At 33.5% G+C, this 26,913-nt stretch carries 33 protein-coding genes; 26 read left to right on the forward strand and 7 right to left on the reverse strand.

Annotated features, from left to right (window positions below; genetic code table 11):
- Positions 1–52: 52 nt before the first annotated feature.
- Positions 53–499, reverse strand: coding sequence for a GNAT family N-acetyltransferase (locus tag AC23L6_RS02595; RefSeq protein ID WP_487560740.1), 447 nt, complete (start codon positions 497–499; stop codon positions 53–55).
- A 213-nt stretch (positions 500–712) separates the two neighbouring features.
- Here AC23L6_RS02595 and AC23L6_RS02600 point away from each other — a divergent pair, with 213 nt between their 5' ends.
- A complete protein-coding gene (locus tag AC23L6_RS02600) occupies positions 713–1,093 on the forward strand; it encodes a hypothetical protein (RefSeq protein WP_487560741.1) in 381 nt (126 codons plus the stop codon).
- Positions 1,094–1,275: 182 nt separating this feature from the next.
- On the opposite strand, the gene AC23L6_RS02605 is transcribed toward AC23L6_RS02600, so the two are convergent.
- Genes AC23L6_RS02605 through AC23L6_RS02625 form a run of 5 tightly spaced genes read right to left on the reverse strand, consistent with a single transcriptional unit; the run spans position 1,276 to position 5,011 of the window.
- A complete protein-coding gene (locus tag AC23L6_RS02605; protein ID WP_487560742.1) occupies positions 1,276–2,319 on the reverse strand; it encodes a PDDEXK nuclease domain-containing protein in 1,044 nt (347 codons plus the stop codon).
- A complete protein-coding gene (locus tag AC23L6_RS02610; RefSeq protein WP_487560743.1) occupies positions 2,309–3,091 on the reverse strand; it encodes a DNA methyltransferase in 783 nt (260 codons plus the stop codon). The genes AC23L6_RS02605 and AC23L6_RS02610 overlap by 11 nt, the downstream gene beginning before the upstream one ends.
- Complete coding sequence (locus AC23L6_RS02615; protein ID WP_487560744.1) at positions 3,073–3,918, reverse strand: phospholipase D-like domain-containing protein; 846 nt, start codon at positions 3,916–3,918, stop codon at positions 3,073–3,075. The genes AC23L6_RS02610 and AC23L6_RS02615 overlap by 19 nt, the downstream gene beginning before the upstream one ends.
- A gap of 2 nt (positions 3,919–3,920) precedes the next feature.
- Positions 3,921–4,778, reverse strand: coding sequence for a hypothetical protein (locus tag AC23L6_RS02620; protein ID WP_487560745.1), 858 nt, complete (start codon positions 4,776–4,778; stop codon positions 3,921–3,923).
- A gap of 2 nt (positions 4,779–4,780) precedes the next feature.
- Positions 4,781–5,011 (reverse strand): hypothetical protein, encoded by a 231-nt coding sequence (locus AC23L6_RS02625; RefSeq protein WP_487560746.1) that lies wholly within the window; start codon positions 5,009–5,011, stop codon positions 4,781–4,783.
- 324 nt (positions 5,012–5,335) lie between these two features.
- Between AC23L6_RS02625 and AC23L6_RS02630 the strand changes: the two genes are divergently transcribed.
- The 25 genes from AC23L6_RS02630 to AC23L6_RS02750 all read left to right on the forward strand — a co-directional run bounded on the left by AC23L6_RS02630 (position 5,336) and on the right by AC23L6_RS02750 (position 26,186).
- The gene (locus tag AC23L6_RS02630) at positions 5,336–6,505 is read left to right on the forward strand and encodes a molybdopterin molybdotransferase MoeA (RefSeq protein ID WP_487560747.1); all 1,170 of its coding nucleotides are present in this window, start codon (positions 5,336–5,338) and stop codon (positions 6,503–6,505) included.
- A gap of 44 nt (positions 6,506–6,549) precedes the next feature.
- Positions 6,550–6,879 carry a winged helix-turn-helix domain-containing protein gene (locus tag AC23L6_RS02635; protein ID WP_487560748.1) on the forward strand — a complete coding sequence of 110 codons (330 nt, stop codon included), beginning with the start codon at positions 6,550–6,552 and terminating at the stop codon, positions 6,877–6,879.
- Entirely contained in the window at positions 6,879–7,625 is a 747-nt protein-coding gene (locus AC23L6_RS02640; RefSeq protein WP_487560749.1) for a sulfite exporter TauE/SafE family protein, read from the forward strand. Before AC23L6_RS02635 ends, AC23L6_RS02640 begins: the two co-directional genes overlap by 1 nt.
- Positions 7,625–8,191: a molybdenum cofactor guanylyltransferase gene (gene mobA / locus AC23L6_RS02645; protein ID WP_487560750.1), complete on the forward strand. Its 567-nt coding sequence runs from the start codon at positions 7,625–7,627 to the stop codon at positions 8,189–8,191. The genes AC23L6_RS02640 and mobA overlap by 1 nt, the downstream gene beginning before the upstream one ends.
- A complete protein-coding gene (locus AC23L6_RS02650) occupies positions 8,188–8,430 on the forward strand; it encodes a MoaD/ThiS family protein (protein ID WP_487560751.1) in 243 nt (80 codons plus the stop codon). The genes mobA and AC23L6_RS02650 overlap by 4 nt, the downstream gene beginning before the upstream one ends.
- Before the next feature lie 6 nt (positions 8,431–8,436).
- Entirely contained in the window at positions 8,437–9,513 is a 1,077-nt protein-coding gene (locus AC23L6_RS02655; protein ID WP_487560752.1) for a ThiF family adenylyltransferase, read from the forward strand.
- 2 nt (positions 9,514–9,515) lie between these two features.
- The gene (locus tag AC23L6_RS02660; RefSeq protein ID WP_487560753.1) at positions 9,516–9,962 is read left to right on the forward strand and encodes a molybdenum cofactor biosynthesis protein MoaE; all 447 of its coding nucleotides are present in this window, start codon (positions 9,516–9,518) and stop codon (positions 9,960–9,962) included.
- On the forward strand, positions 9,963–10,877 hold the full coding sequence (moaCB, locus tag AC23L6_RS02665; RefSeq protein WP_487560754.1) for a bifunctional molybdenum cofactor biosynthesis protein MoaC/MoaB: 915 nt from the start codon (positions 9,963–9,965) through the stop codon (positions 10,875–10,877).
- Positions 10,855–11,874 (forward strand): GTP 3',8-cyclase MoaA, encoded by a 1,020-nt coding sequence (gene moaA, locus AC23L6_RS02670; protein WP_487565514.1) that lies wholly within the window; start codon positions 10,855–10,857, stop codon positions 11,872–11,874. The genes moaCB and moaA overlap by 23 nt, the downstream gene beginning before the upstream one ends.
- Positions 11,875–11,939: 65 nt before the next feature.
- Complete coding sequence (locus tag AC23L6_RS02675) at positions 11,940–12,311, forward strand: hypothetical protein (protein WP_487560756.1); 372 nt, start codon at positions 11,940–11,942, stop codon at positions 12,309–12,311.
- Between the two features lie 131 nt (positions 12,312–12,442).
- Positions 12,443–13,243, forward strand: a complete 801-nt coding sequence (locus AC23L6_RS02680) for an MbnP family protein (protein WP_487560757.1) — start codon at positions 12,443–12,445, stop codon at positions 13,241–13,243.
- A 61-nt stretch (positions 13,244–13,304) separates the two neighbouring features.
- Positions 13,305–14,345 carry a cytochrome-c peroxidase gene (locus AC23L6_RS02685; protein WP_487560758.1) on the forward strand — a complete coding sequence of 347 codons (1,041 nt, stop codon included), beginning with the start codon at positions 13,305–13,307 and terminating at the stop codon, positions 14,343–14,345.
- 100 nt (positions 14,346–14,445) lie between these two features.
- Entirely contained in the window at positions 14,446–15,405 is a 960-nt protein-coding gene (locus AC23L6_RS02690; protein ID WP_487560759.1) for a transporter family protein, read from the forward strand.
- A 230-nt stretch (positions 15,406–15,635) separates the two neighbouring features.
- Complete coding sequence (locus AC23L6_RS02695) at positions 15,636–16,109, forward strand: c-type cytochrome (RefSeq protein ID WP_487560760.1); 474 nt, start codon at positions 15,636–15,638, stop codon at positions 16,107–16,109.
- Between the two features lie 19 nt (positions 16,110–16,128).
- Entirely contained in the window at positions 16,129–18,111 is a 1,983-nt protein-coding gene (nosZ, locus tag AC23L6_RS02700) for a Sec-dependent nitrous-oxide reductase (protein WP_487560761.1), read from the forward strand.
- A 48-nt stretch (positions 18,112–18,159) separates the two neighbouring features.
- Entirely contained in the window at positions 18,160–18,750 is a 591-nt protein-coding gene (locus tag AC23L6_RS02705) for a hypothetical protein (protein WP_487560762.1), read from the forward strand.
- A 4-nt stretch (positions 18,751–18,754) separates the two neighbouring features.
- Positions 18,755–19,183, forward strand: coding sequence for a nitrous oxide reductase accessory protein NosL (locus AC23L6_RS02710; RefSeq protein WP_487560763.1), 429 nt, complete (start codon positions 18,755–18,757; stop codon positions 19,181–19,183).
- Positions 19,184–20,419: a nitrous oxide reductase family maturation protein NosD gene (locus tag AC23L6_RS02715; protein WP_487560764.1), complete on the forward strand. Its 1,236-nt coding sequence runs from the start codon at positions 19,184–19,186 to the stop codon at positions 20,417–20,419.
- Complete coding sequence (locus AC23L6_RS02720; RefSeq protein WP_487560765.1) at positions 20,416–21,129, forward strand: ABC transporter ATP-binding protein; 714 nt, start codon at positions 20,416–20,418, stop codon at positions 21,127–21,129. The genes AC23L6_RS02715 and AC23L6_RS02720 overlap by 4 nt, the downstream gene beginning before the upstream one ends.
- Positions 21,122–21,889: an ABC transporter permease subunit gene (locus AC23L6_RS02725; protein WP_487560766.1), complete on the forward strand. Its 768-nt coding sequence runs from the start codon at positions 21,122–21,124 to the stop codon at positions 21,887–21,889. Before AC23L6_RS02720 ends, AC23L6_RS02725 begins: the two co-directional genes overlap by 8 nt.
- Before the next feature lie 3 nt (positions 21,890–21,892).
- On the forward strand, positions 21,893–22,264 hold the full coding sequence (locus AC23L6_RS02730) for a group III truncated hemoglobin (RefSeq protein ID WP_487560767.1): 372 nt from the start codon (positions 21,893–21,895) through the stop codon (positions 22,262–22,264).
- Between the two features lie 220 nt (positions 22,265–22,484).
- Positions 22,485–23,216 (forward strand): iron-sulfur cluster repair di-iron protein, encoded by a 732-nt coding sequence (ric, locus tag AC23L6_RS02735; RefSeq protein WP_487560768.1) that lies wholly within the window; start codon positions 22,485–22,487, stop codon positions 23,214–23,216.
- A 36-nt stretch (positions 23,217–23,252) separates the two neighbouring features.
- Positions 23,253–25,364 (forward strand): ribonucleoside triphosphate reductase, encoded by a 2,112-nt coding sequence (locus AC23L6_RS02740; RefSeq protein WP_487560769.1) that lies wholly within the window; start codon positions 23,253–23,255, stop codon positions 25,362–25,364.
- Positions 25,348–25,512 carry an anaerobic ribonucleoside-triphosphate reductase gene (gene nrdD / locus AC23L6_RS02745; RefSeq protein WP_487560770.1) on the forward strand — a complete coding sequence of 55 codons (165 nt, stop codon included), beginning with the start codon at positions 25,348–25,350 and terminating at the stop codon, positions 25,510–25,512. Before AC23L6_RS02740 ends, nrdD begins: the two co-directional genes overlap by 17 nt.
- A complete protein-coding gene (locus AC23L6_RS02750) occupies positions 25,500–26,186 on the forward strand; it encodes an anaerobic ribonucleoside-triphosphate reductase activating protein (protein ID WP_487560771.1) in 687 nt (228 codons plus the stop codon). The genes nrdD and AC23L6_RS02750 overlap by 13 nt, the downstream gene beginning before the upstream one ends.
- Before the next feature lie 148 nt (positions 26,187–26,334).
- Here AC23L6_RS02750 and AC23L6_RS02755 read toward each other — a convergent pair whose 3' ends face one another.
- Positions 26,335–26,886 (reverse strand): fasciclin domain-containing protein, encoded by a 552-nt coding sequence (locus tag AC23L6_RS02755; RefSeq protein ID WP_487560772.1) that lies wholly within the window; start codon positions 26,884–26,886, stop codon positions 26,335–26,337.
- Between the last annotated feature and the right edge of the window lie 27 nt (positions 26,887–26,913).

Below are 26,913 nucleotides of genomic sequence, written 5' to 3' on the forward strand. Positions count from 1 at the left end.
TAATTGTTGAAAAATGACCTTGCTTGCTTAATTGTGAGCAAGGTCGTTTTTTTTATACTTCTTTTTCAAAACAAACGCTGGTTTCCATATCCTTATAAGCACCGTAGTTAGGGATAATTCGGTAGCCGTTTTTTTTGTAAAGATGAATCGCTTCAGGCTGATTGACACCTGTTTCTAAAATACATTTTTCAATGCCAAGTTCTCGACACCACAACTCTAAATTTTTTAAAACAATTGATGCTATTCCTTTATTTCTAGCTTGTTCGGGAACATACATTCGCTTGATTTCCATAATGCCAGGTGCATATTCTCTGAATGAACCACAGCCTACAGCTTTATTTTCTTCATATACCACAATCACATGTTTGATAGCATCTGTCTTGTTGAGAGCAGCATAAAAGGCATGGTCTTCGCCGTCACGAATTTTCAGTTCAAGATCTAAGGCTTTGACTAGTTCTTGAAAATCGGGGTTATCAGAATTTGTTCTTTTGATAATCATCAATTTTTATTGAATTTGAAAAACGAAGTTATGAAAAAGAACTATATCTCATTCAGAAAGTAAAATTACATTGGTCATTTGGTCGGATTTATGTGTCACTACACGGACTAGAGTGGCGTAGTTCGAGTTTTTTATCCTTTAAACGATTTTAATTTTTTAATCAAAAAATACGCCTTAGGTTTGTTACATATTCACAGGAAAAACGCTTAAACTATGGATAATATTTTTAACCCAGTATACCGCAATGAGTACGTTGAAGGCTACTCAAAAGGTTTGAATCCTTACATGCAATTACATCATTGTAGTCAAAATAGTCCTGCGTTTACCCATGGGTTTACCAGTGGCAGATCTTATTATGAAAGTTTAAACGGAAATGTTGCTAATGGAATTCCCGCTCTTTTGGTTACTGATAAAGTGCTAGAAGAATTTCTCCTTGCGGGAATGTTAGGGATGAATATAGATGCTGATGGGTATACTCCTTATCAAATTAGCGTTATCGAAAAATGGTACAAAAGCGGTATCGAAAAATACGACCCCAACCAAAGTATTTACCTTTTAGCCATTTTAGAACGAAATGGAATTGAGACGTATTAGATTAATAAAATTGATTCAAAAAGACATTTAGGGGCTGAACTATATTCAAGAATTTAGGCACCTAAATTTTATAATATACATTACTTGTTTTTGTTTTTTCTTTTCGACCGCTTTCACTATGTCGTTATGATATATAATTTTTAAAAGTTTTTGTTTGTGTAAATTACAAATTTACAAAGGTTTTATCTTCTGCTTTCCTTTTCGTTTATTAATAGTTTTAGTTCGTCTTTACTTGGTAGAACCATTTTGTATTTACTTGCAAAAATCTGTTCATTATTTTCAGGTAATGTATATTCTACGACAGATTTGCTTTTGTCTTTGCACAATACTATTCCAATGGTTTTGTTTTCATCTTCTAATCGAACTTCTCGGTCATAGTAGTTTACATACATCTGCATTTGCCCTAGGTCTTGATGCTTTATTTCTCCGATTTTTAAGTCAATTAAAACAAAGCATTTCAAAATTCGATTGTAAAAAACCAAGTCAATTCTAAAATGTTTATCATCAAAGGAAATTCGTTTTTGTCTAGCAACAAATGTAAATCCGTTGCCAAGTTCTAATAAAAAGTGTTCAAGTTTGTCTATTAACTCTTGTTCAAGGTCGCTTTCTGAGTAAGATGAATGCTCAGGAAGTCCAATAAATTCAAGAATATAAGGGTCTTTAATGGCATCTTTTGGTTTTTCGAGTACCAATCCTTTTTCTGAAAGTTCTTTTACTTTTTCTTTGTCTCTACTCAACACCAATCTTGTATATAAAGCAGAATCAAACTGACGTTGCAATTCCCTTACGCTCCAATTGTTTTTAGACGATTCAATCTCATAGAATTTTCGTTCATTTTCATCATCAATTCGTATTAGTTTCAGATAGTGAGACCAACTTAAATCAAAGTTCCGAGACGATGTTTCGGAAATAGCATTTTCAGAAATCCGAGACAGAGTTTCGGATTTTCCATAAACAACATAAAACCGTCTCATATTTTCAAGGTTGTCAACCGAAAAACCTTTGCCAAATTCTTTGGTCAAGACATCAGAAAGATCTTTTAGGATTTGCTTTCCATAGTCAGCCCTTTCTTTTCCGTCCTGCTCTTCTTCTACAATCATTCTTCCTATTTCAAAGTAAGTCATTACCATTGTTTGGTTCACGGTACGGATTACTTTGTTTCTTGCCGATTGTAATAAATCAACAATTTGAGAAAGGAACTTGGTATTTGATGGTTTATTCGTCATACATTTCAATTAGGTCCCCCATAAAATGTTTAGTGCTTTCCTTTATTAAATCATAAGTTAAAACGGATTTCCCGTTTAACCTTTGGTTGTTTTCAAAAGGGTTCACATCAGAGAGTATTACAATTCTATCTGTTGCAGTTGCTTTTCCTTTAGTCTCTCCCCAAATTCTGGTTGTTTTATCTGCTCCTTGAATGTAATCTGAAAAAATCCAAACATTCTTAAAGATATTATTCTCTTTTACCATCATAGCAAACTCTCTTGCAAGTGGAATAACACTATTCTTTGATTTTGCAACATCTCCAATAACAAGTACAGCGACACCATTTGGTTTAAGAAATTTTTTAAACTCTTTCAAAGTGTCTTTTGAAAATTTAATCCACTCAAATAGGTTCAGGTCATCATCTAACTTGTCAGAAACTTCATTTGGGTCAGCTCCTAAAAACCAAGAACGAATCCAGTTTTGTCTTGCATAATTTACAATTCCCAAATAGGGTGGTGATGTAAGCAATAAATCAACCTTTTTCAGATGTTTTTTAAGGATAGAGTTTTTGGAAACTTCTTTTGCATTACACTCAACAACCGTTGATTCTTTTTCAGGAGTTTTATGCTTTTCAAAGACTCTTATTGTTTTTTCTCTCAATAATTGAAAAACGTCTCTAAATTCTCTGTTTAGTTGTTTGGTTTGAACAAAGCGTCTGACATACTCAGGAGACATACTAAAGGTGTTGGGATAATATGTAAAGTTTAAAACCATCATTTTATTAACCTCCATTTTTCATTCTCAAGAATGATTAACCCATTCTTTTTTAAATGTTGTTGTGAAGTGCGAATTGCGTGTTTCCACTTTTTGCCAAAACTCTTTCCATCAATAATCCTATCAATCGAATCATCACATAAATCAGGATGAATTTCTTGAATTTGTTTATGAATTTCCTCCGTTTTTAATCCCAATGGATTTCTTTCTAAAACGTAAAGTAATGTCTTTGAAAATACATTGTGAATCGCTCCAACATTTAATCTGTCTTTTATCAATTCTTTTTGTGCAGCTTCGAGCAGATTTTTTATTTCAGTGGAGATACTACTTTCAATTTGTGGTACTCGACTAGTAATTTGACTTGAGATATCAATTAGCGATTTTAAAGTACCCAACTCTATAAGTGAGCCAAGCATACAATATTGGTTGATATCTTGATATATTTTCTTGGTTTCTTCTTCTTGATTTATTTGTATGCCATATTCATAATTTGAAAACAAACCACCATTTGTTAAGTTTCCAGAAGTAATAATTGATTTTTTTTGGTCTGAAATGTAAACCTTTGCGTGAAGTTTTGGTAAATGCCAAATTTCAAGGTTGTTTATTTCAGATCTGAGCCTTTCAAAGACTGTTGGATTGTTCGAGCCTTGAATTATGTTACTGGGTGACAAGTTTGTTAGAAAAGTAAAATTTCCATTTTCCTTTAAATTGTTGTCAACATTTTTCAAGATAAAATCAATTCCATTTTGGGTAACAAAAGGTGATGAAACAAAAATTTCATTTTTAGATTCATTGATTAATGAACCTAAATTTTGATGCCAATTTATATGGAGTTGTTCAATCATTTCTATGCAGCTATTGCGTTAGGGATTGAAGCAATTGTTTGAGCTCTTTTTGTGACGTTAGGAGCAAAAAAGCGAGTGCGGAAAGCCCGACCCGACAGGGAAACGCCCAAATCCATCATAATATGACGAACAAGAGTACCTGGCTCAAATTCTTCATCTGAAATTTCACATACGAAAGGCTGACCAGTTGAATTGTCAACCATATATTCATACCATTCGTGCTTATCTTTATTAATGTCTCCTGGATTAATCCTTACAATTGTCCAAGCTACTTTCTTCTTTTTGCGTTGGTCTCCAAAAAATGGTTTTGAAATTATAATGGTCAAGTCATTGTATGACAGGGCAGTCGAACCACCTTGTCCATATGCACCCATTAAGTGTAATTTTCCAATTTTATTATTTCCATTTAGGTCAAGTATTGTTTTTGAAAATTGCTCAGGCTCTAAACCAATTCTCTTATCTCTAATTTCTACCGTTGGTTTATTAGGTTGACCTGAATCATAAAGCGTGACATTGACTAATTCGCTAAGTTCTTTTAGTCGCTTGTCGTGAGGGTCTGAAATCTTGGAAATTTTTCCACTCTCAATACCATACCAAAGTTCAGATGCCCGTCTCGGAGTTTTAATATCTGTTGGTTCGTTTTTTAACTTCCATTCTTTTTCTAATACTGCATCAATGGCATTTGTTATTCTTTCAGTAACTCCAGCCGCAGGGTCGGTCCCAATATTGATGGTTGCTAAATTATTTTTCCTTCCACCAACAGCTTCAAATCTGTAATTTGAAGCACCGATTTTCATTAACACCTTTCGTACTTGTTCTGCTTTATAAGCTACTAACAGTTCTTTGAATATATTTTCCATAATTAGAAATTGAATGAGTCAATATTGTTTTTTAAGTTCTTCTTATAAAGAGTTTCCATTGTTTTCAGTTCTTCTTTTATTGCTTTTATCATTTTCTGAAAGTCATCTTCTGAATATTCATAATTGTTAATGTTTGAGCACTTCGATAGGCTTCTAATTCCCTGCAATAGCTTGTAAACTCTTTTTGAAGCAACTCGCTTAAATCGTTCTTTTTTTATGTTATAATTGTCCATTTATACAAAATTATGTTTAAAATGTAAATGCAAATATACAACTAAACACTATATTTAAGTAAATATAGTATTTGTTTTTATCACAAAAGAGATTCTCATCCATTTGGATTAGCTTTTAAAAAAATAAATTACATATTACTAATTCTCGTTTTTAAAATTGACGATTTACTTTTGAGCTATCCTAAAATTATTGTAATTTATTTTATGTTACTCTATACTAGGTTTCCCAAATATACCACTCCTTTCTCAAATTCTTCAATTTTTTCTTCAAACGCTAAATAAATCACTTGCGAATTGTAATTTTGGATTTTCAATACAGTCTCTATGATTTCAGTTCAGGAAGCGTTTGCCATTTTACAAGCCAATTTACCTTTGCCTCAAACAGCAGTTTATCCACTGGTTCAGGCTAGGAAACATGTTTTGGCAGAGGCAGTATATTCCCCTATCAACATGCCTCCGTTTCGACAATCGTCTATGGATGGCTATGCTCTTTGTTTGCATGAATCATTAGATTACGAATGCATTGGCGAAGTAAAAGCAGGCGATGAACATCAAATAGTGCTCACTTCTGGTCAAGCAGTAAAAATTTTTACGGGTGCCGCAGTTCCCGATACCGCTCAAGCAGTTGTGCCCATTGAAAAAGTACAACGAAAAGAAGCAACAATACAACTCGATAAACAGCCGGTCATAGGAATGAATGTGAGACCCATTGGGGAACAAATTGCTAGTGGCGATTTAGCTCTCGAAAAAGGAACGGTTCTTAATGCCGCTGCCATTGGTTTTTTGGCAAGTTTAGGCATTACTACTGTGAACGTTTACACTAAACCAAGAGTTGGAATTGTGGTTACGGGCAACGAATTGGTGCAGCCAGGAACTCCACTCAGCTATGGCAAAGTCTACGAAAGCAACGGATGTATGTTGCAATCGGCTTTATATGATGCTTTTTATTCAGAAGTAAATTTGTATGCCGTTAATGATGATTTTGAAAACACCAAGAAGGAATTGGAAAAAGCCTTACACGCCAATGATGTGGTGTTAGTTTCTGGCGGAATATCGGTTGGTGATTACGATTTTGTGGCACAAGCATTGAAAGAATTAGAAGTGGAAACTCTTTTTTACAAGGTAAACCAAAAACCCGGAAAACCGCTCTTTGTAGGAAAGCAAGAAGAGAAAATGGTTTTTGCACTTCCGGGAAATCCAGCGGCTTGTTTAACTTGTTTTTATGTCTATGTGTTGCCTACTTTGTTAATTCTTTCGGGAAAAGCAGCAAACTACAATCAAGCTACATTAGTTCCATTAGCTCATGATTATAAGGTAAATAATTCTCGCGCTCAATTTCTCAAAGCCAGTGTTACAGATGATGGAGTAGCTGTTTTGTCACATCAAGCTTCTTCCATGCTGAATTCTTTCTCTGTAGCTAATGGATTGTTGTTCGTTGAAGAAGGAATTTATGACTTGAAAAAGGGTGTTAAAGTTCCTGTTTATTTTTTGTAAAGTGAAAATTTCGTTATCTTCGCATGCATATAACGATAAGGATTTTGAAAATCAAAAGTAAGATTTGGATTGAGACTAATGAGGGTATTCTCATTAGTGAAGGACGACTTCAATTGTTGAAGTTAATTGAGGAAACGGGCTCGTTAAACAAGGCTGCCAAGGCAATGAATTTGTCTTACCAAAAAGCATGGCGGTTGATTGATGACTCCAATCGAGCATCCGCACAACCGTTGATTCTTACTCATGTTGGCGGTACTAAAGGTGGAGGAACGCAATTGACTTCTTACGGAAAATCCTTGATAGCCTCTTTTGAAACTATTAATAAAGAATGTTGGGAATTTTTAGATAGCCAATTGCAAAAGCATTTACCATAATGATTTTAGAAACAGTCAATATGCCTCTTTTTTTGTTGCTTCTTGGAGTGATTGCCTTCTTGTATGCAAGTGTGGGTCATGGTGGGGCAAGTGGTTATTTGGCATTGATGTCGGCATTTGCTTTCCCAATTTCAATAATGAAACCCACCGCTTTGATATTGAATATTTTTGTTTCCTCGGTTTCTTTTTATTTTTATTTCAAAGGAAATTATTTTAAAAAAAACTTGTTCTACCCATTTGCAATTGCATCAATTCCGTTTTCTTTCATTGGAGGTTATCTAACCATTGATACGTTTTATTACAAGGTAATTTTAGCTACAGTATTGCTGTTTGCTGTTTTGCGGATACTAGGTTTTTTTGGCAAAGAAAACGAAACCATTCGACCTATTAATATTCCTTTGGCTTTATTCATAGGAGCATCAATCGGATTTTTATCAGGATTATTAGGTATTGGTGGTGGAATCATTTTGAGTCCAATTTTACTTTTGTTGGGTTGGGCAACTATAAAACAATCGGCAGCAGTATCGGCATTGTTTATTTTGGTGAATTCCGTTTCTGGACTTTTTGGTTTTGTCAGTAAGGGAGGTGCATTGTCTTCATCTTCTTTGCTTTTAATACTCGTTGCTTTTGTAGGAGGCTTAATCGGTGCTTTTTATGGAAGTAAAAAATTGAATACGATGCAATTGCGATATATTTTGGCTACAGTTATCGGAATTGCAATTGTAAAATTATATACCACAGCCTAATGGAAAATTGTACGGGAATTATTTTGGCTGGTGGAAAAAGCCAGCGTATGGGAACGGATAAGGGATTACTACTTTTAGATGGTAAGCCCTTTGTAACACACATTTATGAGGCGCTTCAACCTCTTGTAGGTGAAAATTGTATGGTTGTATCATCAAATTCAGACTATGACTTTTTAGGATGTACTCGAGTTGAAGATATTATTCCCAACAAAGGACCACTTGGAGGTATTTATACAGGATTGAAATATTCTAAAACAAAAATGAATATTGTAGTAAGCGTAGATACTCCACTAGTTGCCACAGAACTTTTACAATGGATGTACAACAAGCATTCAGAATTATTTCTGGTGACTCAATTAGTAGTAAATGGTAAAACGAATCCTCTCGTAGCGGTTTACGATAGGTCTATTAGAATACAATTGAGCGAAGCCATAGCGGGCAATCAATTAAAAGTAAGAGATTTGGTTAATGAAGTACTTCACCAAGATATTCAAGTGCCCGAAAAGTGGAAAAATCAGTTAGTGAATATAAACACACCTGACGAATATCAAAATTTGAAAAGATGATTGTAACTGTAAAATATTTTGGTTTGCTGGCAGATTTGACCAACAAAAAAGAAGAGCAATTGCAAATGGATCAGGAAACCATTGCTATGACTGTTCTTCAATCAAAGTTGGAAACTCTTTATGAAGGGTTACAAAATACTACCTATGCCGTGGCGCTAAATCAAACTATTTGTACGACAGATGTTGAAATTAAAAATCAGGATGTAGTTGCTTTTTTACCTCCTTTTGCAGGTGGATAATTGAAAATGGAAGAAACAAAACGATATAAAAGACAAGTGGCGCTTGCCGAAATTGGTCAGTTAGGACAACAGAAAATACAAAACGCTAAAGTTCTGGTTATTGGAGCGGGTGGTTTGGGTTGTCCAGTACTGCAAAATTTAGCAGCGGCAGGTGTTGGTACCATTGGAATTGTTGATGGAGATGTGGTGGAAGCAACCAATCTGCATCGACAGTTCTTGCATACGCTCGACGATTGCGGAAAGAATAAAGCAGTTACAGCTGCTCTTGCAATTCAAAAATTGAATCCAACTATTGCTATTCAAGTGTTCCCTGATTTCTTTGCTATAGAAAATGCTTTTGAAATTGTAAATGATTATGAAATTATAGTAGATTGTACGGATACGATTCCTGTTCGCTACCTCATTAATGATGTTTGTCTAGCAAAAAAGATTCCTTTTGTGTACGCTTCCATTCATAAATTTGAAGGGCAAGTTTCGGTATTTAATTATAAAAATGGACCGAGTTACCGCTGTTTATTTCCAGAAAAAGAAGATTTAAATACCATTCCGAATTGTGTTGAAGCCGGAGTTTTAGGAGTTTTGCCAAATGCTCTTGGTGTTTTACAAGCTACCGAGGTATTTAAGATAATTCTAGGAATTGGAACGATATTGTCGGGTAAATTATTAATTTATGAAGCCTTACAGGCGCAAACACAATTAATTGATTTTCAAAAAAATCCTAAAGAAATCGAAAAAGGATTAATTACGGGGCTTCAACTTTTGAATAACAAAAAAGTTATATCTAATGAACTACTAGACCAAGAACGGTTTTTTGAAAAAAGTAATGATTCCAATGTAGTAATTATAGATGTGCGGGAGCAAAATGAAATGCCGAGATACAAAGGGAATAATGTAGTAAATGTTCCATTAAATCAAATAGAAAGCTATACAAAAACAGTGAATATAGCACAGGAAGTGGTTCTGTTTTGCCAAACAGGTCAACGAAGTAGTATTGCATTAAATTATTTAAAAAAACGTGGATTCCTTAAAGTTTCCCATCTCAAAGGTGGTATTCAAAGCCTCGAACAGCATTTAAAAAAGTAATTATGTCAACAGATAAACCCAAGAAAACCTCTTTCATACAAGGAGCAATTAGCTCAGATTTTATAGGAAATTCAATTACTAAACATCAAAGCAAAACGACCATAGGTGCACACAATATTTTTTTAGGTCAGGTGCGAGCTGATGAAATTGATGGGAAGAAAGTAGTTGCCATCGAATATTCAGCCTATGAAGAAATGGCGGAACAAAGTTTTTATGACATACGTGAAGCCGCTTTCGCCAAATATGAATTGTCTTGCTTGCATATTTATCACAGTTTAGGATTGGTCAAAACTGGAGAAATATGCCTATTTGTATTTGTTTCGGCGCCCAGAAGAAAGGTGGTTTATGAAGCTTTAGAATTTTTAGTGGAAGAAATTAAGGAAAAAGTAGCCATTTTCGGCAAAGAATTGTTTGAAGATGAATCGTATACTTGGAAAAAAAATACATAAATGGTAGATATCACTCATAAAATAATCACACAACGAACAGCCACTGCTCAAGCCATCGTAAAAGTAGGCTTACCAGAAACAATGCAAGCCATTTTGAATAAAACGGTTCCAAAAGGAGATGTTTTGGAAGTATCTAGAACGGCAGGATTGTTTGCAGTAAAAAACACCTCAAATGCTATTCCCGACTGCCATCCTATGCCAATAGAATACACAGGAATTCAATTTGAATGTGGAACAAATGAAATTAAAATTGAGATTACAGTCAAAGCTATTTATCGAACTGGAGTTGAGGTCGAGGCGATGCACGGTGCATCAATTGTAGCTTTGACAATGTATGATATGTTAAAGCCTATTGATAAAAATGTTGAAATTTCAACCATTAAATTACTGCATAAAAAAGGAGGAAAATCCGATTATGGAACTAAAGAGGTACAACAACTTTCAGTAGCCGTAATGGTATGTTCGGACAGCGTTTCATCTGGAAAAAAAGAAGATAAAGCAGGCAAAATAATCGTAGAAAAAATAAAAAATTTAGGGTTAAGTATCTCTAAATATTTGGTAATCCCTGATGAAATAATTGACATTCAAAATTCAATACATACCTTCTGCGAACAAAAAATAGACTTAGTACTCATAACAGGAGGAACAGGATTATCGAATAGAGATGTGACTCCAGAAGCAGTACTTCCTCTTTTGGATAGACGTATTCCTGGAATTGAAGAAGCTATTCGTTCCTATGGTCAGGACAGAACGCCCTATGCTATGTTATCAAGAAGTGTTGTAGGATTCAAAGGCAATACCCTAATTATGGCACTGCCTGGTTCTACAGCAGGAGCGAGCGAGTCAATGGATGCGGTATTTCCGTCGGTTTTGCATTTGTTTAAATTGCTAAATGGATTTGACCATGGTAAATAGCAATCTTCAAATGTATGATGCGCATGGGCGAGAGCATAACTATTTGCGCATTTCAATCACAGAACATTGTAATTTAAGATGCACCTATTGCATGCCTGCTGAAGGTATTGCACTTACACCCAAATCCCATTTGATGACGGCTGACGAGATTGTTAGAATAGCAGAAACCTTTGTTCATCTTGGTGTAACTAAAATTAGATTAACAGGAGGCGAACCTTTGGTTAGGAAAGATGCGGCTACAATAATTCAGCGACTGGGAAAGCTTGGTGTAGAGCTCACTTTGACCACCAATGGGATTTTGGTTCATGATTTTATAGATACTTTTAAGGAAGCTGGAATAAAAGCATTGAATGTTAGTATTGATAGTTTGCAAAAAGAGAAATACACTACCATTACCCGAAGAAATTATTTTGAAAAACTATGGGAGAATTTGGATTTGCTTTACGCCAATGACTTTCATGTAAAATTAAATGTGGTCGTTATCAAAGGATTTAATGATAATGAGATTATTGATTTTATTGAGTTAACCAAAGATAGAACCATTCAAATACGATTCATTGAGTTCATGCCTTTTGATGGTAACCAATGGAACAAAGAAAAACTCGTGAGCTACGCTGAAATATTGTCGCAAGTAACTTCTTTTTACACCGATGAGGTTGTGGAGCGAATTTTGGATAAACCCAATGATACCGCCAAAAATCATAAGATACAATCCTATAAAGGTAGTTTTTCAGTAATTAGTTCGGTTACCAATCCATTTTGTAGCAGTTGTAATCGCATTCGATTAACCGCCGATGGGAAATTAAAAAATTGCCTGTTCTCCAACTCAGAAACTTCTTTACTGGAAACTCTTAGAGCAGGTCAGCCTATTGAGCCGTTGATTTTTAAAAATATTAGGCACAAGAAAGCCATGCGAGGCGGTATGGATGATGATGTAAAATTTCAGAATCCTAAATTGTTTTCACAAAATAGAAGCATGATAAAAATTGGAGGATAATTTTTTTTAATCAAATATGATTCCAATCATGTAAATTCAGAATTCTAATTTTGTACATTTGCAAAGTGAAAAAAGCAGTATTTATAATAGCGATGGTTATGTTTTTAAAGCCGATACTTCCGGTTTTTGAATACGTAATTAATTATGAATATATTTCTAAAGTGTTATGTGTCAATAAAGATAAGCCCAAAATGAAATGTAATGGGAAATGTCATTTGATGCAAGAATTAGCAAAATCGTCTGAGAACGAAAAACCTATTTCCGATAAAAAGATGAGCATTAATGAGTTTGAAGTTCTTTTCTTTCAAGATTTTGTTGCTTTCAATCTCAACAAGAAAAAGATTTTAAAATCAAAAACCATAAATAATAATTATTCAAACTTGTATTCCTACTTGAATAATTGTTCCGTTTTTCATCCACCCACTTTTATTTCCTAAAGTTATATCGTAAAAAGTGTCATTTTCCTTTTTGATAGTTTCAGAAATGGAATACTATGACTATGTTTTAGTATCTGAAAAGTGTTTTTTCAGGTCAATTATCAATACACTTTAATTAATAAAAATATACAATGAAATTTCAATTAAAAAATATAATTGCCGTAATGGCTATAGCTGTAACATTTACCTCATGTTCAAATGATAATGATGATACAATAAGTGGAGAAGGTACTATAGGATTAGAATTTGACAACGTATTTGGCAGTTCGAATCTCATATTAAATACACAAACCAACACTACCTCACAAGGTGAAAATCTAAAAATAACTGAGGTGAAATACATAGTAAGCAACATCGTTTTAACCAAAGAAGACGGGGCCACATTTACCTATCCAAAAAGTGAAAGTTATTTTATTGTTGATGAATCCAATGAAGCAAGTCAAATGATTGAGCTTGAAAAGATTCCTGCTGGGAATTATACGAAGGTGACATTTGGAATTGGAGTTGATGAAGAACAGTTCAATCTGGAAGCCACAGGTCAAGGAGATTTATTGACAAATGCCGATGCTGCTGACATGTTGTGGTCATGGAGTGCGGGGTATAAGTTTGTTAAATTTGAAGGCCTTTTTACTTCTTCGTCAGTTACAACAGACACTAGTTTTATGGTTCATACAGGGAAAACAGGAACCAATTACAACTACACAACTATTACTCTTGATTTTCCTACAAAAGCAACCGTAAGAACTAATGTTGCTCCCGATGTACACATTTTTGCTGATGTAGCTAAGATTATTGATGGTACCAACAAGATTAATCTTACTGAAAATAATATGGGAGGAATGGGAGCAATGATAATGGGTGGAGCCAATTTGCCTTTAATAACTTCAAATCTTTCTGGGATGTTCATTGTAAATCACGTTCACAACGATTAATTAGTTAAAAAAAAGCTGTTGGTTGATTTTAACTGACAGCTTTTTTATAAAAACAATCAAAATGAAAACACAACATTTGTTAGTGCTTTTTGTAGTTATTTTTTGGAGTTGTTCAAAAGACAGCTCTGAAGAATATCAAAACATACCAATAGATTTCAAGGTTCCAAGTAATTTTCCTCCGTTGGCTTACAATTTAGCAACCAATCCCATTACTGAAAAAGGATTTGAATTGGGTAAAAAACTTTTTTACGATGGGAGACTTTCTTCGGATGGATTGATTTCATGTGGATTTTGTCATATTCAAAAAGATGCGTTTACACATCATGGTCATTCCATTAGTCATGGGGTAAATAATGCAATGGGAACTCGTAACACGCCGCCGATTCAAAATTTAGCTTTTCAAACTACTTTTATGTATGACGGAACAACATCACATTTAGAGTTGCAACCTATTATTCCGTTTACCAGTTCTATTGAGATGAATGGCAATTTTCCTAATGCAATAGCAATGATGCAATCCGATAAGGCGTATCAAAAATTATTTGCTCAAGCTTTTGCAAACGGTCAAATAAATTCCGAAAACATGCTAAAGGCTTTAGCACAGTTCATGGTAATGGTAACGTCGTCTAATTCTCGTTTTGACAAATACAGACGAAATGAAGCTCAAGGAGTATTGTCAGAGGAAGAATTGGATGGCTATGCTATTTTCAATCAAAAATGTGCCACTTGTCATGCAACAGATATATTTACTGATAATTCCTTTAGGAATAATGGATTAGCTGTAAATCCAGCAGTAAACGATGTGGGAAGATATAGAGTAACTGAACTTGAGAGTGATAAATATAAATTTAAAGTGCCAAGTTTGCGAAATATCGAAAAAACAGCACCTTACATGCATGATGGACGATTTTTTACTTTAGAGGCCGTTCTAGATCACTATTCTAAAGGAGTAGTTAATTCAGCAACCTTAGACCCAATTTTGAATACTAATGGTGCATTAGGAATTCCATTAACGAGTTCCGAAAAAACAAAGATTATTGCATTTCTAAAGACATTAACCGACAATCACTATCTCACCGATAAACGATTCTCAGAATTTTAAAACAATGAAATCGCAATATACTAGAAGTTTGTTGGAAACAAACACCAATTAATAAAAAGCGATTCCATGAATGACCGCTAATAATTCAAAATTTACATTTATGAAAAAATATATTTTACTTTTAGTATTCACTTTTCAACTCGGAATGGCTTCAGAGAAAGACAGTCTAGTGCCACAAAATCCGTTTATAAAGTATCAGAAAATCTTTCGCCAATTAGACGATTGTGATGCTTGTGGTTGTTCGGCTAGTGGAGGGAGCATGGGATTTGCGTCGATGTTAAATTCTAATTTTGTTGGCTTAAGATATTTTTATCAATCTTATTCTAGTACTGATGGGTTGTATAGTAATTCACCATGGTACGACGAAAATTTCAATACCATTCAAGTTTGGGCACGAATTCCTGTGGCAACCAATTTCCAGATTTCTGCTTTGCTTCCTTATAATTTTCACAATAGGCAAACAGAAACAGGAAGTCAAAGCATATCAGGCATTGGAGACCTTACTGTTTTAGGAATGTACACTTTATATCAAACTCATAAAGATAGTACGTTTTTGGTGCATAATTTGCAATTAGGCGGTGGAATTAAAGCGCCATTGGGGAAATTTGACCAAGCAAATAATGGAAGTGTAAATCCGAGTTATCAGGTGGGCACAGGAAGTTGGGATTATTTTTTAGCCACGGAATATATTGTTAGAAGAAAACAATTTGGAATCAATACCATGTTGAATTATATTCTAAAAACAGAGAATAAAAACAACTATCAATTTGGGAATCAATTGAATTATGCTGGAACTTTTTTCTATTTGTATGAAAAAGATCAATTTTCATTTGCGCCACAATTGGGATTTTCGGGCGAGGTATATCAAAGTAATTATCAAATGGGACAAGAATTGAAGGATACTGCTGGAGATATATTTTTCGGAAAAATTGGATTCGAAGTTGGAAAAGATAAATTGTCAATGGGAATTAACGCCATGTTACCCATTAACCAAAACCTTACAGGTGGTAATGTGGAAGCTAGTTATCGATGGAGTGTGAATTTGAATTATGGTTTATAATCTTTCAAATCTTAGTTAAATTAGTTAGTAAAACAAACTTTACACAAGAACTGAGATATTGATTTAGAACTAATTTTTATTTTTTTAAACAGTAATAAGCACAGTCTTACTACTGTTTTTTTATACCACTCAATAAAAGATAAAATATTCTTTTTGAGTATGATTACAATCATACCTATTCAAATAATATAAATTGAAATTTGTATAACTAATTTTAAACCAATATTATTATGAATAAGATTGCAATACTTTTAATGACATTCTTGTTGTACATCTCTTGTGGAAAAAAAGAAACTTCAGACAATGATTTTTCAAAACCAGAAACTACAGAAACACCAAGTTCAGACCCATCTTCGTATGATCCAAAAAGAGGTGAAGGTAAATTTGATAAAGTTGATTTGGCGGCAACCTTAGATCAAGCGATGGCTACAGAGGGACAAAAGGTAGCCGATGTTAAATGTACTTCATGTCACAAAACTACAGATGAAAAATTAGTTGGTCCTGGATGGAGTGGAGTTACCTCGCGACACCAACCAGAATGGATTATGAACTTTATTACTAATCCAGATCCTATGATTACTAAAGATCCAAAATTGCAAGCACAACTTGAAATTTGCCTTGTTCGTATGCCAAATCAAGGATTAAGTGATACTGAGGCTAGAAATATTCTTGAGTACATGCGAAAAATAGACGGTGTAAAATAATCATAAAACAATAGAAACTATGAATAAAGATAAACTTATAAAGGCAGTTATTGCTATCGTTTTAGGAAGTGCTTTGTTTACTTCTTGTAAACCAAAAAATTCAAGTGATGCTGTTAGCGGAGATGCAGCTCAAAAGGCATACGTTGCTCCGGGAAAGTATGATGAATTCTACAACTTTGTATCAGGTGGTTTTAGCGGTCAGATGAGTGTTTATGGTGTTCCTAGCGGAAGACTTTTTAGAGTTATACCTGTTTTTTCAGTTGATCCTGAAAAAGGATATGGGTATAATGAAGAAACTAAACCCATGTTAAATACTTCTCATGGTTTTGTTCCATGGGATGATTTACACCACACTGAAATGTCACAAACAAATGGTGAAGTTGATGGTCGTTGGGTATTTGGTAATGCTAATAATACACCACGTATTGCTCGTATCGACTTAAAAACATTTACAACAAAAGAGATTATAGAATTGCCTAATAGTGCAGGAAATCACTCTTCGCCATTTATCACTGAAAATACAGAATATGTGGTTGCAGGAACTCGTTTCAGCGTTCCAGCTGATAATTCAAATGGAGATGTGCCAATTAATACCTACAAACAAAATTTTAAAGGACACTTAAGCTTTGTAAAAGTGGGTAAAGAAGGTCAAATGGACATCGCATTCCAAATTCAATGTCCAGGTGTGAACTTCGATTTGTCGCATGCGGGTAAAGGAAAATCTCATGGTTGGATGTTCTTTTCTTGTTATAATACCGAACAAGCCAACACTTTATTGGAAGTTAATGCCTCGCAAAAAGACAAAGATTTTATTATGGCAGTGAATTGGAAAAAGGCAGAAGAATATATTAAAGCAGGAAAAGGAAAATTAACTCCTACTAAATATGCTCATAATGTCTATAACGAGAGTACTCATTCCGCAACTTCTGAAATGAAAACTCAAGTATTGATATTAGATTCTAAAGAGTTAAAAGACATTTGCTATATGATTCCTTGTCCAAAATCACCTCACGGTTGTGATGTTGATCCCACAGGAGAATATATCGTTGGTTCAGGGAAATTGGCGGCTTTAATACCAGTTTTTAGTTTTGATAAGTTGCAAAATGCTATCAAAAACAAACAATTTGAAGGAGAATATGATGGAATTCCTGTAATTAAATATGAAGCTGCTCTACATGGAGAAGTTCAAAAACCAGGATTAGGACCATTGCATACAGAATTTGATGGAAAAGGAAATGCATATACCACCTTCTTTGTTTCTTCTGAGGTAGTAAAATGGGATATTAAATCATTACAAGTTGTAGACAGAGTACCAACGTATTATTCTGTTGGACACCTCTGTATTCCTGGTGGAGATTCTAAAAAACCTTTTGGTAAATATTTAATTGCATATAATAAGATTACTAAAGATAGGTATTTGCCAACAGGTCCAGAGCTGTGTCAATCGGCTCAAATTTATGACATTAGTGGCGACAAGATGCAACTGATTTTGGATTTTCCAACTATTGGGGAACCCCATTATGCACAAGCTGCCCCGGCGGATTTAATTCGAAATAACGGACAGTTGAAATTCTATAAATTAGCAGATAACAAACACCCATTTGTAACCAAAGGAGAGAAGGAAACCAAAGTAGTTCGAAATGGAAAACGAGTTGATATTTCCATGACTTGTATTCGTTCTCATTTTTCTCCTGATAATATTGAAGGAATAAAAATGGGGGATGAAGTTTATTTTCATATAACAAATCTGGAACAAGATTGGGATGTTCCTCACGGATTTTCAATTAAAGGAGCTAATAATGCCGAATTGCTGATTATGCCGGGAGAAACAGCCACATTAAAATGGACACCAGATAGAGTGGGTATGTATCCTTTTTATTGCACAGATTTTTGCAGTGCTCTACATCAGGAAATGCAAGGATATTTAAGAGTATCTCCAGCAGGAAGTACTGTTCCAATAACATTTGGTTTAGGAACTAATTTACCAGCAGCAACTAAATAAATTTAACCAAAGGGAACAAATTTATTTGTTCCCTTTTTGATTTAAAAAATGGAAAAATTAAAAATTTCAATGGTATCAAAAGGATTACTTTTGGTAGTGATGTTATTATTTATAGCTTCTTTATTTGTACCGATGTGGAGGATTGAACTCGAAGCTCCACAATATCCCGAAGGTTTAGTGTTGCAGTTGTATGCTAATAAAATTGGCGGAGATGTTGAAATCATCAATGGATTAAATCACTATATAGGAATGGCAACATTACATACAGAAAATTTCTTTGAGTTTTCGATTTTGCCTTATATTTTTGGTGGCTTTGCTCTAATTTCATTGCTTTTAATTTTCATCGCAAAAAGAAAAACAGTTTTTTTATTCTTTATTTTTTACATACTTTTTGTTCTTTTAGCGGCAATCGATTTTTACAGATGGAATTATGAATATGGTCATAATCTTAACCCTGATGCTGCTATAAAAGTTCCGGGTATGTCCTATCAACCTCCACTTATTGGATACAAGCAATTACTCAACTTTGGGGCCTATTCAATACCAGATACTGGGGGATGGATGCTCACCGCAGTAGGAGTATTGTTACTTCTTATTGTTGTTAAAGAATATAAATACAATAAATCGAAAACAGATTAATGTGATGAAAAAGAGAGGGATTATAATTATTTTATTGATAGGCTTAATTTCATGTGGTTCCAATGAACCAAAACCAATTAAGTTGAATGTTGACTCATGCGATTTTTGTAAGATGACGATATCAAATTCCATTTTTGCAAGTGAAGCAATCACTGAAAAAGGCAGAGTTTACAAGTTTGATGACGCTTCATGCATGATAAAATATATTAAGTCAAATGATGACATTGTTTACAAATCATTATATGTAAATGACTATACAACTCCACACAAAATGATTCTTGTTGAAAAAGGATTCTTTTTAAAAGGAGGTACTATTAGTGCGCCCATGGGAGGAAATATAGCTGCATTTTCTAATGATGAAATTAGGAAAGTCTTTCATCCAAAACTGAAAGCCCAACGGTTAACTTGGGATGAAATCTATAATAGCTATTAAATGAGGAATGTTTTTTACATTTTACTTTCTCTTTTTTTGTTTCAAACAGTAAATGCTACTACAATTTATGTTGGGACAGCTTATCCCATAAAAAAAATCAAACAAGCCATTGCTATTGCAAAAGACGGTGACACCATTATTGTAACTAGCGGAACATACAAAGAAGGTAATATTGTAATAGATAAGAAAATAGTTTTTATTGGAAAAAATTTCCCAATTATTGATGGTCAAAAAAAGTATGAAGTATTATCTATAAAAGCAGATAGCGTTTTAGTTCAAGGAATTAAAATCATACGGTCTGGTTTTGCAACACTCGAAGATCCATGCGGAATTAAAGTATACAACAAGCAATATGTTCGCATTTTTGATAACTATCTTCAAGACAATTTCTTTGGAATTTATCTTCAAAATTGTACTAATTGCATCATAAAAGGTAATACGATTATTGCTTTTGGGAAAGAAGAACAACTTATTGGCAACGGAATCCATTGCTGGAAAAGTGACAATCTTCAAATCGTTGCAAATAATGTAAGAGGGCATCGTGATGGTATTTATTTTGAGTTTGTAACCAATTCAGTTATTTGGAGGAATATTTCTGAAAAAAATATCCGTTACGGATTGCATTTTATGTTTTCCAATGATGATTCTTACATTTCTAATTTGTTTAAAAATAATGGAGCTGGAGTTGCTGTAATGTTCAGTAAAAGTTTGAAAATGTTCAATAATACTTTTGAAGAAAATTGGGGTGATTCTGCATACGGACTATTGCTTAAAGAAATATCAGATGGTTATATTTTTAATAATCATTTTCTAAAGAATACCTCTGCTATATATATGGAAGGCACAACGAGGATTAAAATGGAAAAGAACGTTTTTGAGTCCAACGGTTGGGCAATAAAAGTACAAGCCAGTTGCATGGATAACGAATTGGTAAGTAATAATTTTTTAGGCAATACATTTGATATTAGCACTAATGGTAGCTTGGTTTTAAATACTTTTAATAGCAACTATTGGGATAAATATGAGGGATATGATTTAAACAAAGATGGAGTGGGAGATGTGTCTTACCATCCATTGAGTTTGTTTGCAGTATTGACTGAAAAAAATCCCTCATCCATGTTGCTTTTTAGAAGTTTTATGATAACGCTTCTAGACAAATCAGAAAAAATTTTGCCGAGTATAACGCCAGATAATTTTGTAGATAATACACCATTAATGAAGTCTTTGCCATTATGATTATAATAGAAAACTGTACTAAAAAATTTGGAAAACATGAAGTGTTGCAAAACATTAATCTTTCGTTCCATAAAGGAGAATGTGTGGCATTAATTGGTCCTAATGGTTGCGGAAAAACAACTTTAATCAAGTCTATTCTTGGGATGGTTATTCCTGATTCAGGCTCAATACAATTTAATAATAAATCAATTTATGGTGATTATCTCTATCGTTCAAGTATTGGCTATATGCCACAAATAGGTCGCTATCCAGACAATATGACCATTGGTCAAATTATTGAGATGATAAAAAAAATTCGGAATTCGAACCAACCATTAGATGAAGAATTAATAAATGCTTTTGAATTGGAAAAGATGTTTTTTAAGCAAATGCAAACCTTATCAGGTGGGACAACACAAAAAGTGAGTGCTGCATTGGCTTTTTTGTTCAATCCAGATGTTTTGATTTTAGACGAGCCAACAGCAGGGTTAGATCCATTGGCATCTGAAATTTTAAAGGAAAAAATTATTCTTGAAAAAGAAAAGGGCAAACTTATTTTGATTACATCTCACTTGTTGAGTGAATTGGATGATTTAGTTTCTGAAATTGTTTTTATGCAAGAAGGTAAGATTTATTTCCATAAAAAAGTGTCTGACTTAAAATTGGAAACCAACGAGAGTAAGATATCTAAATCAATTGCTAAAATTTTAAAGAATAAAGGAAATGAATAGGTTAATAAAAATCATATTACTTGACATTTTAAAAAACAAAATCGTTTTGGCTTATGCCTTAATTATGGCAATTTTATCCTGGAGTTCTTTTGCCTTAGAGGACAATTCTGCAAAGGGATTACTCACTATTTTAAATATAATTTTGTTTACGGTACCTTTGGTTTCAATACTTTTTTCAACTATTTATATTTACAATAGTGCCGAATTTATCGAACTGTTATTGAGTCAGCCTATAAAACGAATGAAAATATGGCTAAGTATGTTTTTTGGATTGTCAATTTCAATGATTTTGGCTTTTGTAATTGGAGCTGGAATTCCATTATTGATAAATGCTCCAAATAGCGTTGGTTTAATGATGGTTGTCGTTGGAAGTTTGATTTCTGTGGTGTTCGTTGCTTTGGCTTTTTTGAGCTCCATTCTTACACGTGATAAAGCCAAGGGAATTGGAATAGCTATCATGACTTGGTTGTATTTTGCCTTGATTTTTGATGGAATGGTTTTGTTTTTATTGTTTCAGTTTCAAGAGTATCCAATAGAAAATGCCATGGTTGGCATAACAGCTTTTAGTCCTATAGATTTAGCTAGAATACAAATACTGTTGCATCTTGATATTTCAGCAATGATGGGGTATACAGGAGCGATTTTTAAAGACTTTTTTGGAACATCTACAGGGTTAATAGCTTCGTTTTTATTGCTTTGCCTTTGGGCAATTATTCCGTTCTTTATTTCGCTTAAAAAATTTAAAAACAAAGATTTATAAACAATGAAAACGGATATCAGAAATAGGAAAGATATTGAAAAGTTAATAGACACGTTTTATGATACAGTGAAAACAGACAAAGTTATTGGTTATTTTTTCAATGATGTAGCCAAGGTAAATTGGGAATTACACTTGCCTAAAATGTATGACTTTTGGGAAAATATATTATTCTATTCTGCCAATTATAGTGGAAGTCCAATGGCTGTTCATAAAGAATTACATCAAAAAAGTGCCATAAGTCAAGCGCATTTCGAGCATTGGAATCAGCTTTTTTGTCAAACTGTTGATGCTCTTTTTGTTGGGGCAAAGGCAGATGAGATTAAAAATAGAGCTTTGAATATTTCGGCCGTGATGTTATACAAAACTATTGTATAATTTTTTTCGTACTAATTCTAATTTTAAGACGATAACGCATAGGTTATTATTGCTGTGTATTTTTAATGGTTTGTTTTTCATTACGTTAAGTTCAATGTCACTATAAATCTAAATATTTTTCAGGAAGTATATTTATCTAAAAAATCTTTCTGAATATGATTTAACTCATATTTTGTTGTGTTGAATAAGGTTAATATTGTATCACATAACTAAAAATACTATGAACGTCTCCGAAAAAAAAACAGTTGGAGAATATGTGGCTCAAGATTACAGAATTGCAGCACTTTTCTCAAAATATAAAATTGATTTTTGTTGTAAAGGCAACAAAACAATTGATGAAGTTTGCCAAGCCAAAGGTTTGGATGTAAATCAAATTCAAAACGAAATCGATCATCTTTTTCATTCAAATGCTCCTGAAGAAATTAATTTTAAATTGTTTTCTCCAAATTTATTAATCGATTATATTCTAGAAATTCATCATAAATACATTCAAGAAAAAACTCCAGTTTTATTGATGTATTTGGATAAATTATGTAAAGTTCACGGCGATAGACATCCTGAATTATTTGAAATCTCCAATTTATTCAAAATCAGTGCAACTGAATTACTAAATCATTTGCAAAAAGAAGAACTGATTTTGTTCCCATTTATTAAAACCTTGGATTCGGCAATAAAAAATAGTCAAACCATTCAACAACCAGATTTTGGTACTGTAGACAACCCCATTGCACTACTCAAACACGACCATGAAATGGAAGGCGATTTGTTTGCCAAAATTTCAGAATTAACCAACAATTATACTCCTCCAACAGACGCTTGTGAAACGTACAGAGTGACTTTTGCAATGCTAAAAGAATTTGAACAAGATTTACACAAACACATTCACCTTGAAAACAATATTTTGTTTCATAAAGCGAAAGAATTAGAACAACAATTTTCAATTGTAGAATGAATTTAGAAGAATGTAAAAACACAAAATAATGTCATTATGGAAAAATATGTTATTAAAAGAAATGGTGATTATAAACCTTTTGAAAGTTATAAAATTAAAGATGCCATAAAGAAAAGTTTTGCAAGTGTTTCTGTTCCGTTTGACAATAGTGTTTTTGAAAATGTAATTGCAACTATTCAAAATAAAGATACTTGGGCAGTAGAAGAAATTCAAGATAATATCGAAAATATTCTTTTTCAAAAAGAATATTTTACTGTCATGCGTTCGTTTATGTTGTACCGCCACACCCGAAAATTGCAGCGTGAACATATAGCAGGATTGAATGACGATACTACCTATGTAGATAGTACTCAAACCATTGAAGAATATATTTTTCAAACCGATTGGAGAATAAATGCCAATGCCAACACGTCTTATTCTAATGCTGGCTTGGTGAATAATGTAGCAGGAAAAATTATTGCAAATTACTGGTTGGATAAAGTTTATTCAAAAGAAGAAGGGTATGCACACCGAAATGGAGATATTCACATTCATGATTTAGACTGTTTGACGGGCTATTGCGCAGGTTGGAGCTTGAGAGTTTTGCTAAACGATGGTTTTAATGGAGTGCGAGGTCGTGTAGAGAGCAAACCGCCTTCTCATTTTAGAGAAGCACTTGGACAAATGGCTAATTTTCTTGGAATTTTACAAAGTGAGTGGGCAGGAGCACAAGCTTTTAGCTCGTTTGATACTTATTTGGCACCTTATGTTTTTAAAGATAATTTGACTTTCGATGAAGTTTTGAAAGCAGTTAGAGGTTTTGTCTATAATCTGAACGTTCCAGCGCGTTGGGGACAATCACCATTCACAAATATTACTTTAGATTGGGTTGTTCCAACAGATTTGAAGCTGCAAATACCTACTAAAAAGGACCAACATTTGTTTAAAGGTTGTAATGATGACTTATTAATTCGTGCACAAAAAAGAGGAGTTGCTTCATTAACGGAAATGCGCTACGAACATTTTCAAGAGGAAATGAATTTGATAAACAAAGCCTATTATACCGTAATGACAGAGGGTGATGCTAATGGTCAACCTTTTACTTTTCCTATTCCAACAGTAAATATTACTGAGGATTTTGATTGGAATGGAGAAAATACCACATTACTTTTCGAAAATACTGCAAAAATTGGTTCTTCCTATTTTCAAAATTTTATTGGCAGTCAGTATAAATTAGACGAAAATGGAAATAAAATTGAGAATGAAAGTGCCTACAAACCAAATGCAGTTCGCAGTATGTGTTGTCGTTTACAACTAGATTTAAGAGAGTTGTTAAAACGTGGTAACGGACTTTTTGGAAGTGCAGAAATGACGGGTAGCATTGGAGTTGTTACCATCAATATGGCACGTTTGGGGTATTTGTATGAGGGTAATAAAGACGCTTTTTTCGAGCAATTGGATAAGCTAATGGAAATTGCTAAATCAACTTTGGAGAAAAAAAGAATCTTTATTCAAGAAATGTATGACAGAGGGTTGTTTCCCTATACCAAAAGATACTTGCCTCATTTTAGAAATCATTTTTCAACCATTGGCGTTAACGGAATGAATGAAATGGTTCGTAATTTCACTAATGATAAAGATGACATTACGACCACTTTTGGAAATGATTTTTGTCTCGAAATTTTAGATTACATCAGAAATAGGATGAAAGAGTTTCAGGAGCAAACAGGCAATCTGTACAACCTTGAAGCAACTCCAGCCGAAGGTACAACTTATCGTTTTGCAAAAGAAGACAAAAAAAGATTTCCAAACATTCTTCAAGCGGGTCAAAATGAAAATATTTACTACACCAATAGTTCACAAATTCCTGTAGATTTTACGCAAGATCCATTTGAAGCGTTGATTATGCAAGATGAATTGCAATGTAAATATACTGGTGGAACCGTTTTGCATCTGTACATGAATGAACGAATTAGTACCCAAGAAGCTTGTAAAAACTTTGTAAAAACTGTTTTAACAAAGTTTAGGCTGCCATACATAACAGTAACACCTGTATTCAGTGTTTGTCCTATTCATGGTTACTTAAATGGAGAACACGAATTTTGCCCAAAATGTGATGAACAAATTATAGAACTTCAAAATGACATAAACTATGAAAACAAAAACTAACAAAGTAGTCGAAGAGAATCAACATTTAAGAACCAAATGCTTAGTCTATACTCGAGTAATGGGATATCATCGCCCTGTTGAAAGTTTTAATATTGGTAAAAAAGGAGAGCACAAACAGAGAAGTTATTTTAAAGAATGTATGTCATAAGCAAACCAATTTACAATATTACTCCATTTACACTTTTAGATTATCCCAATAAATCAGCTTGTATTTTTTGGTATGCAGGTTGTAACATGCGATGTCTTTACTGCTATAATCCAGAGATTGTTTTAGGAAAAGGAAACATTACTTTTTCTGAAGCAATTTCTTTTTTAAAAACCCGTCAAGGATTGCTAGACGCAGTTGTTTTTAGTGGTGGGGAATGCTTAATTCATAAAAATATTTTAGATCAAATTAAAAAGGTTAAAGAATTGGGTTTTTTGGTCAAAATCGACACCAATGGTTCAAATCCAAACATTTTGAGAGAATTAATCGATAGCGAACTTATTGACTATGTTGCATTAGATTTTAAGGCCACTGAAAGTGATTTTCAGCAAATAACAAAGTCGGACTTATTTTTACAATTCGAAAAATCCTTTGAAATTCTTCAGGAAAGTAAAGTTGAATTTGAGATACGAACTACCTATCATTCAAAGTTAATTCCTGATGGTAAATTAAATGAAATGATAGAGTATCTTGTAGCAAAAAACTATCTCGGAAACTATTTTATTCAGTCTTTCAAAAATAATGTTACAACTTTAGGAGATTTGCCTTTTTCAGATGAATTTCAAAATAAGAATTGGGCATCATCATTACAATTTAATATTGTTTCCAGAAATTAATTTTCTGTTTGTATATTCATTTATTATAAAATGTCTTAAATGCCTTTTGTAATATGTAGCGAATGGAGTATATAAGCATAAAAAAAGCGTGAATCACGACCTTTCACGCTTTAGAAAAAAAGAAAACAATATTGAATTAATAATTATATCATTTGGGTAGTAAAACATCTCCAATCACATGAATTATTCCATTTGAAGTTGGAATCGAGGCAACAATTTCGGAGCCATTCACAAAAGTTTGATCTCCTTTTTTTGTGATTTTTACTTTTCCACCAAATACCATATCAAATTCTTGCCCGTCCTGCATGTATTCTGTTTTTAGGGTGCCAACATAAGTATGATATCCTAAGATATTGGTTAATTTCTCTTTATTTTCAGGTTTCAATAAATCATCTACAGTTCCAGCTGGAAGCTTGTCAAATGCAGCATTAGTTGGAGCAAAAACGGTAAATGGGCCAGCATTAGATAAAGAAGTTACTAGTCCTGCTGCTTTTACAGCGGCTACCAGAGTAGTGTGGTCTTTACTGCCTATGGCAACTTGGACAATATTTGGATTTGAAGTTTCATCTTTCACATCTTCTTGTCCTGGAGCTTGTGTTGTTGCATCGGTTGATGTTGCAACTGAAGTTTCATCTGTTTTTTTACAGCCAATAAAAGCTACCAATGTTGCTAGAAATAATAATTTAATTGATTTTTTCATAATAGTAAGTACTTGGTTAACACTAGC

This window comes from Flavobacterium sp. R1_16 (assembly GCF_057652095.1).